Origin of the sequence: Bacillus sp. DE0042 (genome assembly GCF_007680225.1) — a bacterium.
Taxonomy (GTDB): domain Bacteria; phylum Bacillota; class Bacilli; order Bacillales; family Bacillaceae_G; genus Bacillus_A; species Bacillus_A wiedmannii.
The window spans coordinates 836402-851783 of the sequence record NZ_VEJP01000001.1; the positions used below are offsets into that span (position 1 = coordinate 836402).

General features: G+C 34.0%; 17 protein-coding genes and 1 pseudogene. 6 read left to right on the forward strand and 12 right to left on the reverse strand.

Translation table 11 applies throughout. From position 1 onward, the window contains the following. Positions 1 to 24: 24 nt before the first annotated feature. Positions 25 to 684 carry an oxidoreductase gene (locus tag FS802_RS04020; RefSeq protein WP_001042749.1) on the reverse strand — a complete coding sequence of 220 codons (660 nt, stop codon included), beginning with the start codon at positions 682 to 684 and terminating at the stop codon, positions 25 to 27. A 115-nt stretch (positions 685 to 799) separates the two neighbouring features. Then, positions 800 to 949, reverse strand: coding sequence for a hypothetical protein (locus tag FS802_RS30955; RefSeq protein ID WP_000540925.1), 150 nt, complete (start codon positions 947 to 949; stop codon positions 800 to 802). A gap of 267 nt (positions 950 to 1216) precedes the next feature. On the opposite strand from FS802_RS30955, the gene FS802_RS04025 reads away from it, so the two are divergent. Together FS802_RS04025 and FS802_RS04030 are read left to right on the forward strand one after the other, a co-directional pair. After that, positions 1217 to 2167, forward strand: a complete 951-nt coding sequence (locus FS802_RS04025) for a metal ABC transporter substrate-binding protein (protein ID WP_087980876.1) — start codon at positions 1217 to 1219, stop codon at positions 2165 to 2167. A 135-nt stretch (positions 2168 to 2302) separates the two neighbouring features. Beyond that, a complete protein-coding gene (locus FS802_RS04030; RefSeq protein ID WP_098707372.1) occupies positions 2303 to 2773 on the forward strand; it encodes a GNAT family N-acetyltransferase in 471 nt (156 codons plus the stop codon). Between the two features lie 96 nt (positions 2774 to 2869). On the opposite strand, the gene FS802_RS04035 is transcribed toward FS802_RS04030, so the two are convergent. Further along, on the reverse strand, positions 2870 to 3820 hold the full coding sequence (locus FS802_RS04035; RefSeq protein WP_098653757.1) for a CobW family GTP-binding protein: 951 nt from the start codon (positions 3818 to 3820) through the stop codon (positions 2870 to 2872). Between the two features lie 165 nt (positions 3821 to 3985). Here FS802_RS04035 and FS802_RS04040 point away from each other — a divergent pair, with 165 nt between their 5' ends. Further along, positions 3986 to 4888, forward strand: coding sequence for an aldo/keto reductase (locus FS802_RS04040; RefSeq protein ID WP_144524874.1), 903 nt, complete (start codon positions 3986 to 3988; stop codon positions 4886 to 4888). A gap of 24 nt (positions 4889 to 4912) precedes the next feature. Here the strand turns inward: FS802_RS04040 and FS802_RS04045 are convergent, their stop codons facing one another. Together FS802_RS04045 and FS802_RS04050 are read right to left on the reverse strand one after the other, a co-directional pair. After that, positions 4913 to 5497, reverse strand: a complete 585-nt coding sequence (locus tag FS802_RS04045; protein ID WP_098653759.1) for a GNAT family N-acetyltransferase — start codon at positions 5495 to 5497, stop codon at positions 4913 to 4915. A gap of 84 nt (positions 5498 to 5581) precedes the next feature. Next, positions 5582 to 7045 carry a flavin monoamine oxidase family protein gene (locus FS802_RS04050; protein ID WP_098653760.1) on the reverse strand — a complete coding sequence of 488 codons (1464 nt, stop codon included), beginning with the start codon at positions 7043 to 7045 and terminating at the stop codon, positions 5582 to 5584. Between the two features lie 177 nt (positions 7046 to 7222). Between FS802_RS04050 and FS802_RS04055 the strand changes: the two genes are divergently transcribed. Continuing rightward, positions 7223 to 7414 carry a DUF3896 family protein gene (locus tag FS802_RS04055; protein ID WP_098653761.1) on the forward strand — a complete coding sequence of 64 codons (192 nt, stop codon included), beginning with the start codon at positions 7223 to 7225 and terminating at the stop codon, positions 7412 to 7414. A 104-nt stretch (positions 7415 to 7518) separates the two neighbouring features. Then, on the forward strand, positions 7519 to 8520 hold the full coding sequence (locus FS802_RS04060; RefSeq protein ID WP_000594033.1) for an LLM class flavin-dependent oxidoreductase: 1002 nt from the start codon (positions 7519 to 7521) through the stop codon (positions 8518 to 8520). A 45-nt stretch (positions 8521 to 8565) separates the two neighbouring features. Here FS802_RS04060 and FS802_RS04065 read toward each other — a convergent pair whose 3' ends face one another. From FS802_RS04065 to FS802_RS04075, 3 genes are all read right to left on the reverse strand, one after another. Beyond that, positions 8566 to 9510 carry an alpha/beta hydrolase gene (locus FS802_RS04065; protein ID WP_098707369.1) on the reverse strand — a complete coding sequence of 315 codons (945 nt, stop codon included), beginning with the start codon at positions 9508 to 9510 and terminating at the stop codon, positions 8566 to 8568. A gap of 208 nt (positions 9511 to 9718) precedes the next feature. Beyond that, a complete protein-coding gene (locus FS802_RS04070; protein WP_000488201.1) occupies positions 9719 to 10174 on the reverse strand; it encodes a DUF3939 domain-containing protein in 456 nt (151 codons plus the stop codon). A 106-nt stretch (positions 10175 to 10280) separates the two neighbouring features. Then, on the reverse strand, positions 10281 to 10724 hold the full coding sequence (locus tag FS802_RS04075; protein ID WP_000105195.1) for a Dps family protein: 444 nt from the start codon (positions 10722 to 10724) through the stop codon (positions 10281 to 10283). 241 nt (positions 10725 to 10965) lie between these two features. Here FS802_RS04075 and FS802_RS04080 point away from each other — a divergent pair, with 241 nt between their 5' ends. Further along, a complete protein-coding gene (locus tag FS802_RS04080; RefSeq protein WP_098653762.1) occupies positions 10966 to 12006 on the forward strand; it encodes a YkvI family membrane protein in 1041 nt (346 codons plus the stop codon). A gap of 36 nt (positions 12007 to 12042) precedes the next feature. On the opposite strand, the gene FS802_RS04085 is transcribed toward FS802_RS04080, so the two are convergent. The 4 genes and pseudogenes from FS802_RS04085 to FS802_RS32025 all read right to left on the reverse strand — a co-directional run. Further along, positions 12043 to 12411 (reverse strand): DUF3979 family protein, encoded by a 369-nt coding sequence (locus FS802_RS04085; RefSeq protein WP_000965083.1) that lies wholly within the window; start codon positions 12409 to 12411, stop codon positions 12043 to 12045. 296 nt (positions 12412 to 12707) lie between these two features. After that, positions 12708 to 13013 (reverse strand): hypothetical protein, encoded by a 306-nt coding sequence (locus FS802_RS04090; RefSeq protein ID WP_000539573.1) that lies wholly within the window; start codon positions 13011 to 13013, stop codon positions 12708 to 12710. A 196-nt stretch (positions 13014 to 13209) separates the two neighbouring features. Next, positions 13210 to 14157, reverse strand: coding sequence for a methyl-accepting chemotaxis protein (locus FS802_RS32020; RefSeq protein WP_442752348.1), 948 nt, complete (start codon positions 14155 to 14157; stop codon positions 13210 to 13212). Beyond that, positions 14152 to 15192, reverse strand: a pseudogene (locus FS802_RS32025) (cache domain-containing protein); the annotation flags it as partial. The gene FS802_RS32020 and the pseudogene FS802_RS32025, both read right to left, overlap by 6 nt. Positions 15193 to 15382: the final 190 nt, after the last annotated feature.

The following is a 15382-nucleotide window of genomic DNA, read 5'->3' on the forward strand; positions in this document are numbered from 1 at the left end:
AGTAAAAGCCATTCTTCTCGTTTTTTATTCTATCGTTGTAATTTCATTTGAATTATAAATATGGATACCCGATTCTTCTCGCAATGCAGTTATATACATCCCTTTCGCCACATCTTTAGCTGAAATAGGTTTATACTTTTTGAAAGCACCTTTAAATATAAAAGGAATGATACGAGATAACTTTTCAGCCATTCGTTCACCGAAACGAAATTCTTGTCGATTTCCTACTAATAAAGATGGCCTAAAAATATGAATACCACCAATGACTAACTTTTGTAATTCCTCTTCCATTCTCCCTTTAACTTGCGAATAAAAGAAAAACGATTTAGGTTTTGCTCCCATTGAAGACACAACAAGGAAATTTTGTACCCCTTGTTTTTCAGCTAAACAAGCAGCTCGTAACGTATATTCATAATCTACCTTTTTGAAATTTGCCTTTGTTTTTGCTTTTTTGATTGTTGTTCCTAGACAACTAAATACATCATCTACAGCAAAAAACTCTTTATATTCCTCTAACACCGAAAAATCTATTTGTTTTTGCTGTAACTTTTCATGTTGCCATTGCATTGGTTCCCTTACAAAAATAGTAACCGAATCGTAGTAATCTGATTCAAGTAATAGACGCGTTATCTCTTGTCCAACTAAACCACTTGCACCAAGTACTAACGCTGTTCGCTTATTCATATATGCATATACCTCTTATTTTACTTTTCTCTCCTTCAGTAAAATACAACTTTTAGGAGTTTCCTTCTCTCATTTTACCACAAGTAAAGCACTATGCGTACGCATAGTGCTTTACTCACTCTTTTTTCTCATCTTTCTCTCGCAATTTTGTTACTGTTGATGCATCTCCTAAATTACTTATTAATCTTCTTAAAAAAATTAAGACTAATGCTAATGGTAATACTACCGCTAATATCAATAAAATAGCTTCCATTAAGTAACCCAAACACTCATCCCCCTCTGCACCCTCCTTTCAAATATATGAACGTAGCGTTGTCACATATGCATGCATTCCTAAAAATAATACATCCAAATTTGACAACTTTATAACAAAAACAAATCGGAATGATTATTATTTATTGCAACTTTATAAAAGATGTATTATACTAAGTTCGCAAACTAAAACGTAATTATTCCGTTTTGTATTAAAATGATATTTTTCTTCTATAATTGGGGAAAATATATCCGTAAAAAAAGAAAAGAGGAGAACTTCATGCCTAAAAGATTGACTATATTTTCATTCTTACTTATTTTCACTTTAATTTTTACTGGCTGCTCAAATAAAAAAGAAGGTAATGCCAAGAAAGACGGAAAGCTAACTGTTTATACTACTATTTTTCCTCTTGCAGATTTTGCAAAAAAAATTGGTGGCGACTATGTAACTGTTGAAGCGATTTACCCACCTGGTGCAGATTCACATACATTTGAACCAAGTCAAAAACAAACAGTACAAGTTGCAAAAGCGGATTTATTCGTTTATAACGGTGCTGAATTAGAACCATTTGCTGAAAAAATGGAAAAAGCATTACAAAAAGAAAATGTTAAAATTGTAAATGCATCAAAAGGTATTGAACTGCGTACTTCTACTGAAGAAGAGCATCATGATCACGGAGACGGCCATAAAGAGGATGAACATCATCACGATAAAGACCCGCACATTTGGTTAGACCCTACTTTAGCAATGAAACAGGCAGAAAAAATTAAAAATGCACTTGTAGAATTACAACCTGATCATAAACAAGAGTTCGAAAAAAACTTCGCAGCACTTCAAACAAAATTTACTGATTTAGATGATCAATTTAAAGCAGCTGTTTCGAATGCAAAAACGAAAGACATTTTAGTTTCTCATGCGGCTTATGGATACTGGGAACAACGCTATGGCCTGAAACAAATTGCTATCGCTGGTATTTCAGCTTCTGATGAACCATCTCAAAAACAGCTTGCTGACATTACAAAAACAGTAAAAGAACATAATCTACAATATATTTTATTTGAAACTTTTTCTACTCCAAAAGTAGCATCTGTAATTCAAAAAGAGACGGGTACAAAAATTTTACGCTTAAATCATCTTGCTACTATTTCTGAAGATGATGCGAAGAGCAATAAAGATTATTTCACTTTAATGGAAGAAAACGTAAATACATTAAAAGAAGCTACTAACTAATCAATTTTTTAAAAGAAGCTGAATATGTCATTCAGCTTCTTTTTTATTTGTTCTTACTTGACTTGACCAAAATAACAAGTAAAATTATCCATATTAGCTTTTAAGCTATATTAATTTAGAAGGTGAGTTGGAATTATGACTCTTCACATTCGTGAAGTAACAGAAAAAAATTGGCGTTCAGTAGCTGCTTTAAACGTCGCAAAAGACCAGCAGCAATTTATTGAAAGCAATTCGTTTTCTCTAGCAGAATCATTATTTGAAGGAAACGGAACGTCAGTAGGTTTATATGATGGAGAAACACTTGTAGGGTATGCAATGTATGGATGGTATTTGGAAAAACGCAAAAGCGTATGGTTAGATCGATTTATGATTGACCAACAATATCAAGGAAAAGGATATGCAAAACGTTTCCTTCGCATACTCATTCAATTCTTACAAGATAAATATGAATGTAAAATAATTTATTTAAGTTTACATCCAGACAACAAACTCGCAATGGGATTATACGAGTCATTTGGTTTCCGTTTAAATGGTGATATTGATGACGATGGTCCAGTTGTAGGTGTTGTAATGGAGTTACTATTAGATGAACATACAAGCCTGTGAAAACAGGCTTTTTATTATCCTTCGTTTTTTGCAATCTAGCATTTTTCTACAAAATACTTAGTTAAGTCAAAAAATAAGCCTGCAATATATGCAGACTTATTTCACACACTCCCCGAAATGTTCTTGGAACCATTCCTTATTAATATCTTTTCCGATAAACACAACTTCACTTACTCGTTCTTCGCCCTCTTGCCACTCTCTATCATATGATGCAGCAAACAGTGTATGCACACCTTGGAAAACGATACGTTTATCTACTCCATCAATCGATAAAATTCCTTTGTAGCGATATAAATACTCCCCTAGCTCTTGAACGACAGCTGACATCCACTCATTTAGTTTTTGTAAATCTAACGGGCGCTCTTCACGTAATACAAACGATTTTACACCTTCTAAATGGTTATGTTCTGTATGAGGATAAATTTGTAACGTATCTTTCGTTTTAAACGTTTGAATTTGTAGTAATGACGCAATATCTACATCACAGTTAGTCGCCTCGATTAACTTTGCAGTTGGGTTAATACCTTGCAGTTCCTGCAATAGATTTTCCTTTTCACTTTCATTCACTAAATCTAATTTATTTACTAAAACGACATCAGCAAATGCAATTTGTTCCTTTGCTTCTAGCCCTTTTTCAAAATGTTTATGTATATGATAACTATCTACTACTGTTACAACACCGTTAATTTGGTATGCAGATTGAATGACTGGGTCTAAAAAGAATGTTTGAATAATCGGACCTGGATTTGCAAGACCAGTCGTTTCAATTACTAATCCATCAAAGTCCATTTTCCCTTCTGCTTTTACATCTAGTAATTGTTTTAATGCAACGAGTAAATCTCCCCGTACAGTACAGCATAAACAACCGTTTGTCATTTCCATAATTTCTTCTTCAACATTCATAATCAACTGATTATCGATACCAATTTGCCCTATTTCATTTACAATCACCGCTAATTTCTGACCGTGATTCTCTGACAAAATGCGATTTAATAATGTCGTTTTCCCTGAACCAAGAAAACCAGTTAATATTGTTACTGGAATCATTTCGTACATCTCCTTATAGCTATATGTTTTTACATTATAGCATATAGAAATAATCGTTTTTGTGGCAAAACATATTTATTGTATGTACGACACTGTAACTATATAATAATATGTAGCAAGAAAGCCTTTTCAAAAAATGATTCATTCATCAAGGAGGTAATTATAATGGAACGAGTTCAAATGGCCGAAACACTAGAATTTTCTCGTATTATTCAAGGTTTTTGGCGTTTAGCAGAATGGAATATGCCAAAGCAAGAGTTACTTTCTTTTATGGAAGCTTGTATGGATATGGGAATTACTACTTTCGATCATGCTGATATTTATGGCGGATATACGTGTGAAGGATTATTTGGAGAAGCATTACAACTCAAGCCTTCCTTACGCGAAGACATGCAAATTATCACAAAATGTGGAATCGCTCCCCCATCACCAAAATTTCCAGATCGATATGTTGCGCACTACAATACGAGTACTGAACATATAATAAAAAGCGTGGAAGACTCATTACGAAACTTACATACAGATTATATTGATGTACTGCTCATTCATCGCCCTGATCCATTTATGGATCCAAATGAAGTAGCAGAAGCGTTCTCACGCTTAAAGCAAGAAGGAAAAGTCCGTCACTTCGGTGTATCTAACTTTTTACCTTCACAGTTTAATATGTTAAGTTCTTATTTAGATTTCCCGCTCATTACAAATCAAATTGAAGTATCTGCGATGCAGCTTGAACATTTCGAAAAAGGGACAATTGATTTATGCCAAGAAAAGCGAATCAATCCTATGATTTGGTCGCCTCTTGCTGGCGGAGAAATCTTTATTGGTCAATCAGAACGTGCCGTACGTTTACGTGAAACGTTACAAAAGATTGCTACTGAACTAGATGTTACTAGCATCGATACAGTTATGTATGCATGGCTGCTTGCTCATCCAGCTAACATGATGCCAATCGTTGGATCTGGTAAATTAGATCGTGTTAAAACAGCCGCTCTTGCTACAAAAGTTGATTTAGATCGTCAACAATGGTTTACAATTTTCGAAAGCTCTAATGGACATCCTGTACCATAATACACAAAAAGAAGAGCTGTTTCTTTACAGCTCTTCTTTTTCATATGTATTTCTAGTCATGGCAAATACACACATATCCCTTAATCCATTTCCATCTACCGCTACACTCGCACTTTCCAATGTACCTTCTAACTTAAATCCTAATTTCTCAGGTATCGCTCTACTCTTCTTATTTAAAGAATCACATCGAATTTCTACGCGGTTTGCTTTCAATTCAGTGAAAGCAAACTCCATTATACCTTTTGCAGCCTCTAGCATATAACCCTTTCCACTAAATCTCGCATCGATCCAATACCCAATTTCAAATTGAGGTATATCCCAATTAATACGATGCAATCCAGCTGATGCAATAAATTCACCTGTTTCTTTCGAAAAAACTAGTAATCTTAAATCCTCACGCTGCAAAAATTGAATATGCGATTTTCTAATGCTCACTTCTACTTCTTCCTCTGTTTGCTCTTTTTGTGCAAAAACCATCCAAGGTTTTAATTCTTTCATAGAAGCTTGAATTGCATCGTATACAACTTTACCGTCACCTGGTTTCGGCATTCGAATAATTAGCCTATCAGTATAAAATTCAGAAGGAAAATCGAATAATAACGGATTCACTTTCAACACTCCTTTTAATTCTTTTATATATAATAATATCCATCTCAAACCATACAGTAAAGAAATTTCTGAATTTTACACATTTTAATCATTTACCTCTACCGCTACACGAACTCCAGATTCAATTGCACCTTGTATCCATCCGTGATATAACGTTGTATGATCACCTGCAAAGTATAATCTCCCCTCTGGTTTTATAATCGCTGGTTGTAGCTCAGATTCTTGCCCTGCCTGAAATAGTGCAAACCCTCCAAGTGCATATGGATCCAATGTCCAACTTTTTGATATGCCAGACATGAACTCATCATATACTTGATCGCCTAATATTGTCGCTAAATTTTGTAGTGTGTAATAAATACGATCACCTTTTGATAACCCATCCCATAACAACGCATCATAAGACCATGTATAGCTTCCTAACATCATAGCAGGTCCTTTTTCTCCAATTCCGTGACTTGGATAATAGGCATAACGAATTGGCAAATCCGTTATAATCCTGCCACCTAATTGTCCTTGTTCTTCCCAAAATCGACTTTTAAATTGAATTCCTATTTTCGTTGCTGGCATATAATGCAATTCACGAATTGCTTTCCATTTTTCATGAGATATAGAATTAAATGGATCTACTTCCACAAAGCGCATTGTCGAAAATGGAATTGTAATAATAACTAAATCCCCTGTAATACTACTATACTCAAAAGTTTGCTCGTTTCGATAAAAAGCTGTCACACCATTATCGTGTTGATGTAGCTTCATTAATTTTTGATTATATATAATATTTTCTTCTAATTGTGGTAAAAAGGACTTTGGTAATCTATCATTTCCGCCTACTATTTCACAAAATCCACTCTCCTCCTGCATAATGTATAAAAAGCGTAGTGTCTCAACAAATGACCTTTCCAAAAAACCTTCTAAATCTAATAAAACACCGATCATCTCAATTGTTACTGGTGAAAAGTAAGTATTATATTGATAAGGATGATACTTTAAAAATTGTCCTGTAGAGTATCTCCCAAAATCCTTTACTACAACATCCCAATTTTTCTCTGGGTTCTTTTTTATAAAATTTATAATGGGCTGTACCGCTAACAATAATAGTTCCTCAGACGTTTTCCCGACTTCATTCATTTCCACGGGATACTTTAATATACTTGGGTCCTTTTCATATTGTTTTAATGTCGTTTTCCGGCCATTTACGTAAATAATATCCGTCTCATTCCTATTAATAAACGGGCTCACCTGTAGCCCAAATTTTCTTATATATGCCATCGTTAATGTGTGCGAATACGGAATTCTCATTGCCCCAACATCTAAATATAATCCGGTATCTTCCATTCTAACCGTCTCTATGCGGCCACCTACCCGGTTGTTTGCTTCAAAAATCTTCACATCATGTCCTGCAGCCTTTAATAAAGATGCCGAAACCAACCCAGCCATACCAGCCCCTACTACTATAATTTGTTTCGGACGTGTCGTCTTCTTTAACCCTTTATTTATAACTTTTAACGTTTCATCCATTTCAGTGTTATACATTATATCTTTCCGCACAATTCCACCCCTTACTTCATAAAATGGGCATTAGTGGTTTAGTGCATTTTATTCATAAATTCCTATAAACATAACAACATAGCAAGTGGAATATTCACTAAAAGTACATAAGAGGTAGCTTTCACATCTCTTCACGCTTCGTATAATATAGCAACAGCAAAGAAGGCGTGGGTGAAAATGAAACAAACTTACGACTACCACGCTACAAAGAAGTATTTAGAAGGAAAGAAACAACAACTATGCAACAAACTTAATAGTAAACAACTATGTAAAAAAGAGCGTGAACAACTAAAACTTGAGATTGATAACTACGAATATATATTAAATTTAGTCGAAATGAATTATTATGAACGGGGCTTTTCTCGTTAGAAGTGGATATAAGTGTATCCACTTCTCATTTTGAGCATTTCATTACGCATTTTTCGTAAGTAAATATATAATAGGATGTACATTAAGATTGCGAGGTATATTCTATGATCAAATTAAGTGTGTTAGACCAATCCCCTATTTCAGATGGTAGTACAGCAGCCCAAGCTTTTTCACATACAGTTACACTTGCACAAGAAGTTGAAAAATTAGGATTCACACGTTTTTGGGTATCTGAGCATCATAATTCCATCAGCCTTGCTGGTTCAAGCCCTGAAATACTTATTTCTCATATTGCAGCAAAAACGGATCGTATGAGAGTTGGTTCAGGTGGTGTTATGTTACCGCACTATAGCCCTTATAAAGTTGCTGAGAATTTCCGCGTTTTAGAAGCGCTTTATCCAAATCGTATTGATCTTGGTGTCGGCAGAGCACCTGGTGGTATGCCAATTGCAACTCGCGCACTTCAAGAAGGCAAAATGGTCTCACTTGATCAATACCCAGAACAAATTGCAGATGTTGCAATGTACTTACATGATCAAGTACCAGAAAACCATCATTATGCAAATTTAAAGGCTACTCCTGTCATTCCAACATCTCCCGAGATGTGGATGCTTGGTTCTAGCGGAGAGAGTGCAATGATTGCCGCAAAACAAGGTGCTTCTTTTGCATTTGCACAGTTCATTAACGGATACGGTGGCCCTGAAGTAATGAATGCTTATCAGGAACAGTTCCAACCTTCTTATTTAGGAGATAAACCAAAATCAATCGTCTCTATTTTTGTTATTTGCGGAGAAACGAATGAAGAGGCGGAAAAAATTGCTTCTAGTTTAGATTTATCAATCTTATTACTAGAACAAGGAAAGCGTACAACTGGTACTCCTTCTATCGAAACTGCACAAAATTATTCATACAGCGCTTATGATTTATTCCGTATAAAAGAAAATCGTCAACGTATGATTGTCGGTGATCCATCTTCTGTGAAAGAACAAATCGTAAACTTAAGCAAAGCGTACAATACTGATGAATTTATGATTGTCACAATTACTCATCGATTTGAAGATAAATTGAATTCTTATCGCTTACTAGCAAATGCTTTTCATTTATAATGACAAAAGGGAGATACATCAGTTATGATGCATCTCCCTTTTTTACTACTTATTATTTTTGTCGTCTATATATTCAATAGCTTCTTTTAATAGTTCATCAAAATCCTTAGGGTAATCATGATTTAAATTGGGTACAACTTTAAACTCATGTTCTATATTCTTATCTCTTAATAATTGTACAAATTGCTGCGTACATTCGAAACAATCTTCATCTTGATCCCCACACACTATATATCCCTTTATATTTTTATTCTGTAGCACTTCCAATAACTCATTCCATTCATCAACCTCTGGAAGCCACGGCGCCACAAAAATAAAACCATCTACATCTATATTTTTTTGTAAAATCGTATACAAAGCTACTCTTGCACCAGCAGAAAAACCACCAATTATTAAACTTTCTACTGTATGATTTTCTATAAACGTAACGTAATGCTCTTTTAATTCTTCTTTCCCTCTATGTATATCATCCCAAACAAACCCATCTGAAAACTGAATTTGCGAAGACTGTGGTAAAGCTAACGTATAATCTTGATCCAAAACAGATTTCCAATATGGTTCTACTATTGCTATATTTTCTTGATCTCCGTGCATTGCAATAAATAGTTTTTCTTTTTTCTTACCATCTATAAATTTCACGTCTGCTCGTTCTGTTTTCTTTGCTAATTCTTCTCTCTCTTTACATAATTGAACCATTTTATGAAACTCTTCAAATTTATGTAGTGATTTTAAATCGTCGTCGGTAATTAAATATTCATTTCCATACCAAAAACCCTTTTCTATAATGGCTTCCTTCATTACATGCATCGCTTCTTCTTCAAGTCCTGCTGCACCCGCTAGTGCATATTTGAAATTATATATTTGCGCCTCATTCCCCACTATGCCTTTCGCATGCTCCATTATATAAGTGTACGCTTCCAAACTCCCTTTATTTGCGTAACAATGTAACGTTTCATTTAATAATTGAATGTAAGTCATACTATTTTTCATACACCCATTCCCCCGTAATCTTTTATAATATTTATTTCTCAAACCTTTATACCATTCTGTAATCACTGTATATAACTCACGCTAACAATACTTAATCATTACTTCTCTTCGTCCAATAAGTTTAGTATAAAGTTTAATAAACAGAAAAATCAATGTTTTCAAAAACAAAAAAAAGACAACAATATATTTATTGTTGTTCTCAATACATCTACCCACTCTTTTGTTTTTTTCTGTCCGGTTTACTTGAAACTAAATAATGTTTTTCTGAAATATATAGGTCTCTTTTTAATATACGCTTCAAATATGGTCCTAATTTTATCCCGCATATAAGACGCTCTTCACTACCTTCAACAAGTGGAAACATTTCTTTTTCTGTTACGTACTGATCTACTGCTTTTTGTACGATATCAATTTCTTTAACTAGGTTTAGATTTTCTTCTGTATGTTCAAATACCTCAAGCGTTTCCTTCGTAATAAGAAAACTATTTGTTGGAAATGCAAGTAAATACGGCTTTAACAAATCATAATTTACTGTATAATCATCATTTACTAATACTGTATAAACGATATTAGCATTCGTTTCTAGAAACTTAGCCATCGCTTGTTCTAATTCATCTTTCGTAATTTCACGCTCTTCTTTTCCAGTTCTGAAAAAGCGAAACATTGCATCGCCTCCTTTTTACTATATTATAGCATAAAAGAAAACTGAAAAATGACAAAAAAAGCCATTGAACGAATTTTTCAACGACTTTTCCTTAATATACTTATATTTATTTTAAGAACGCACTTAGCATCCATACATGTTGTTCTAATGTTGTATGAATCGCTAACAACATGTCTGCTGATGTTTCATCGCCAGCTTCGCCAGCAACTTCCATACCTTCTTTTAATTCTTGAATAAGTGCAGAGTAATCATTCACTAATGTTTGCACCATTTCTTCTGCAGATTCCTTGCTTGTCCCTTCACTCACACTAGATGTTGCAAGATATTCTTTCATTGTCGCTAGCGGTTTACCTTCCAACGCTAAAATACGTTCTGCTAATTCATCAATATTTGTTCCAGCTTCATTGTAAAACTCTTCAAATTTCTCATGTAACGTAAAGAAGTGTGGTCCTGTCACATACCAGTGATAATTATGTAGTTTCACATATAACACATTCCAGTTTGCTACCTGCTTGTTTAATACTTCAACAACATTTGTTTTCGTACTCATACAATCCACTCCTCTTATCATTTCATAATGTTTATCTTTTAATAACCTAGTTACATGTTACCATACATTTCCTACCCTTTCGAACGATTGGCTCATATGTAACAAAGTTTTAACACCTTTAATACTTCCCTAATATCTTTTAATTCATGTATGTTTTCAAACACTTCATAAGTCTAATTGTCCAAGCTCATACATATGCATAATAGTAAATCAAGCTCATCGTAGTAGAAAGAGGGATAACATGGAAAATCAACAATGGCAAGTAGCAAAGAAGGTCGCTGCTACTTATATTGGAACAGTCGTTGGAGCTGGATTTGCTACTGGACGAGAAATTGTTGAATTTTTTACAGTGAACGGATTATATGGAACAATTGGCATATGTGTAAGTGGACTTTTTTTTATTTGGCTTGGCACAAAGATGATGTTACTTTCATCACAAATTGGTGCATTTTCAGCGCAAGAATTTAACAAATATTTATTTGGGGATGTATTTGGAAATGTTGTAAACACACTATTATTACTCGTATTATTTGGTGTAACGAGCGTTATGTTATCAGGAGCTGGGGCGGTATTTGAAGAGCAACTTCGTTTACCAAGACAACTTGGTATTTTCATTATATTGATCGCCTGTCTCCTTATAGGTAGTCGCGGATTACAAGGGGTTTTTGAAGTTAATACACTTGTCGTACCTATTATGATGATTTTTATTATCGGACTTGCTATTACAACTTTTTTTCACGGTACAACTCCTATTAGTGACACTATTCCTGCAGAAAGCTGGAATATGAAGTGGATTACTAGTCCTATTACATATGTCGCCTTAAATCTTTCTCTCGCCCAAAGCGTTCTCGTCCCGTTAGCCAGTGAAGTAAAAGATCGAAAGGCCATTTTATGGGGCGGTATTTTAGGCGGTGCAGGACTTTCTTTAATTTTATTATGTAGCCATTTAGCTATTTTATCAGTCGATCAATTTTATCAATATAATATCCCAATGGCTGAAGTCATAAGAAAATTCAATGCAACTTTTCACTTTTTCTTTGTCCTTATCATTTTCGGTGAAGTGTTCACAACTTTAGTTGGTAATGTGTTCGGAATGACAAAACAAATGCAATCCATCACCGGATGGAAAAGTAACAATATTATTTTCTTCATTTTACTGATTAGTTATTGCTTTAGTTACATTGGTTACAGTGAATTACTCCACATTCTATATCCTATAATTGGATGGGTCAGCATCATTTTACTGCCAATTATTGCTTTTAAACAACTTCAAAAAACATAAAAGAAGCATCCATGTTATTGGATGCTTCTTTTATGTTCATTCACAATCATCGCATACTTCCCAGTACGGCCCCATTTCGAGTGCTAAATATGGCTTTAATTGCAACCGAATCATCCGACTAGGCATACGTTCTAAAACGAATTGAATTCCTTCTTCCTCTTCGTCTAATTCAACTTTTGAAATCGCAATTCTTTGCATAGTAGAAATAGGCATTCCATCTTTATATAAAGTGATTTTCACCTCATCATATTCATTAAAATACAATTCAACACTCATTTGATTTTTCAACAGTTCATCAACAATTTCATATTTATCATTTCGTTCCTGGATTATATATTTCCAGCCGCCTCTACCTTCTTCTTTCGGAGCTGCTTGAAATAATGTCATCAAATCCTCGTATAGCATAAGATAACCCCTCTCTTACTAAAAAACGATGAGTATTTTATATACCCTTTATCTCTATCACTATCCATATGTATTGTACCATATATCGTCGTTTTTACCGTATTCATTTGCTTCATAATTGCATGTAAAACACCTGATTCTCTTCATTTTTATATGAATTGTCTCTCATTATATTTCTTAATATGCTTCTAACGCTTTCCAATCATATCAAACATAAGTAAATGCACTCTTTGTCCATCCTCCGCTTAGTATTTCCTTACAATAACAAAAAAGAAGAGTGACTTTTATCACTCCCCTTAAAAGAATTTCCCCGTAGCTACTAACGCTAATACTAGTATTAAAATTGTAAATAATAATGATACAATGAAACTAAAAATAGGTAATGCTTTCTTTTCATTCTTCTTAAAGAGTAACTTTAAACTAAGAAAGATGTTTACTGGTACAAGTATAAAATAAAAATATTTAACAATTTGCACCGAACTATTCGAAAGTGTTTTTAAAATAAACACTTCAATTAAAAAGACAATAAAAAATGAAATACTTAACCAAAACGAGACATAACTAAGCCAAGAATGTCTTTTGGTACCCCAATAAACTCCCATAGTAATCTCCTTTATTTGCATTTTATATGACTATAATTATACACAAAGTTAACAAATACCTCTATTTTTCGACAAATATTATACATGATATACCTTTAAACATCATAAAAATACTCTCTATCCCATTTCATGTTACATAATAAAAACAGACTACTCCAAAATCGCATACTGCTATTTTGGAGTAGTCTGTCCTCTGTTACACTTTAAATCTTTCAATTAACCCTTGTAACTCTTCGGCCATTTGAGATAATGTACCAGCCGCCGAACTAATCTCCTCAATGGACGCTAGTTGTTCTTCTGCTGATGCTGCAACGCTTTGAGTACTCGTCGCATTGTTCTGTGCTGTCATTGCAATTTGACCTACTGAAATAGACACTTCATTTGCACCTTTTGACATCCCATTAGCCGTTTCAACCATCGTTTTAATCTGATCTGCAATTTCATTTGTAGATAGTAATATCTCAGTAAAGTTTTGCTTCGTTTCATTCGCAATAACAAGTCCAGATTGAACTTCTTCATTTACATGCCCCATAGATTTTACCGTCTTACTCATGTCATCTTGTATTTCACATATTAATTTACTAATTTCACTAGAAGATACACTAGACTTCTCCGCCAATTTACGTACTTCATCTGCAACAATTGCAAATCCTCTTCCGTGCTCTCCTGCTCTTGCAGCTTCAATTGCCGCATTCAAAGCTAGAAGATTCGTTTGATCTGCAATATTTTGAATGACTTCTAGTATGTCACCAATTTGTTTTGATTTATTATTTAGCAACTGTATAACTTCATCTGATTGTGAAACAGATTCTGCAATAGACTGCATTTGATTTACTGTTTTTTCGACTAGTTTTCCACCATCTTCTGCTTTTTCACGAGTATGAGCAGAAGCCGTGCTAATTGATGATGAACTATTTGCTACATGCTGAATTCCTTCTGTTACATCAAATAATAACATTGCACCATTTTCTACGCTCGTTGTTTGCGTTGTTGCCCCGCTCGATATTTCATCCATTGCCATTGTAATTTGCTCAGTCGCTTCACTCGCTTGTCTTACACTTGCCGTTAGCTCTTCTGATGCTGCTGCAACATGTCCAGCCGAAGTATTAATTCTTCCAATTAACGTTCGCAATGCATCTGTCATCTCATTGAATCCTTTTGCAAGTTGGCCAATTTCATCATTAGAATGAATCTCGATTGTTTGCGTTAAATCTCCCTCACTTATTTCTTTAGAAGTGGCAACTAATCTTTTTAATGGCTTCGTTATAGAAAGTGTCACAAAATAAATAAGTGCTCCGCCTATAACTAATGAAATGAACATAACAATTAACATATTATAAAATACAGGCTGCGCAGCTTCAATTATTTCATTTGAGTACATCGTTCCACCGATTTTCCAACCTGTTTTTACATTTGTAGCAAATACCATTTGTTTTTCGCTGCCATCATACATATATGAAAAAGCACCATGGTTATCTTCATAAATTTTCTTCGCCCAAGAATCAGCTGCTTTTTCCCCAGATTTTTCTTGAGGATGTGCAATTATTTTTTGTTTTCCATCTAAAATGAAAGCATATCCCTTTTTACCGATATTGATTAACTTTGTTGTTTTTAATAAATTATCTAAACTTAAATCTATTGCTACAACACCGTTTTTATCTTCTGCTTGTTTTGCAATCGTTACGACAATATGTCCATTTCCTTGCGCCTTATACGGCTCAGTAACGACAATACCACCTTGTTTTGCCACTGCATCTTTATACCAAGAACGTTCTGTTGGATCATAGTCTGCTGCCATTTGTATATTTGGTTCTTGCACAAATTTCTTATCATTCCCAGCAACGTATACTTGTTCAACATCTTTATTCAAATTAATATATTGAGATAACATTTTTCTTACTTCATCTTGATTATCCCCTTGATACATATTACCTTGAATCACCCGTGCAAAATTATTTACATCATTAAATTTTGCCTCAATCATTTGATTGATTAAATTATCTAATATTTTTATATTGTCGTGAGCACTGCTCGTAATTTGTGATTCAAAATTCTTTTTAGCTGTTTGATAAGACATGCCTCCAATAATAGAGACAGCCGCAATTAAAATGACAAAAAACGAAATTAGTAGTTTTTTTGCTACTTTCATATCACGAAACCAATTTAATAGTCTACCCATTACAAACCTCCTGCTTTTCAATTTCAATAGTTAAATCTAGCGAGTTGTAAACATTTCCCATCCCTAAATTATTATTTTCATAATCTATTACGATGGATACTTTGTAAAGTTTAAACAATTAAATTCCCTTTGTCTATATATTTGAATAATATTATTATAAAATTTACAAATACAAAAAAAGCCAAAGGGA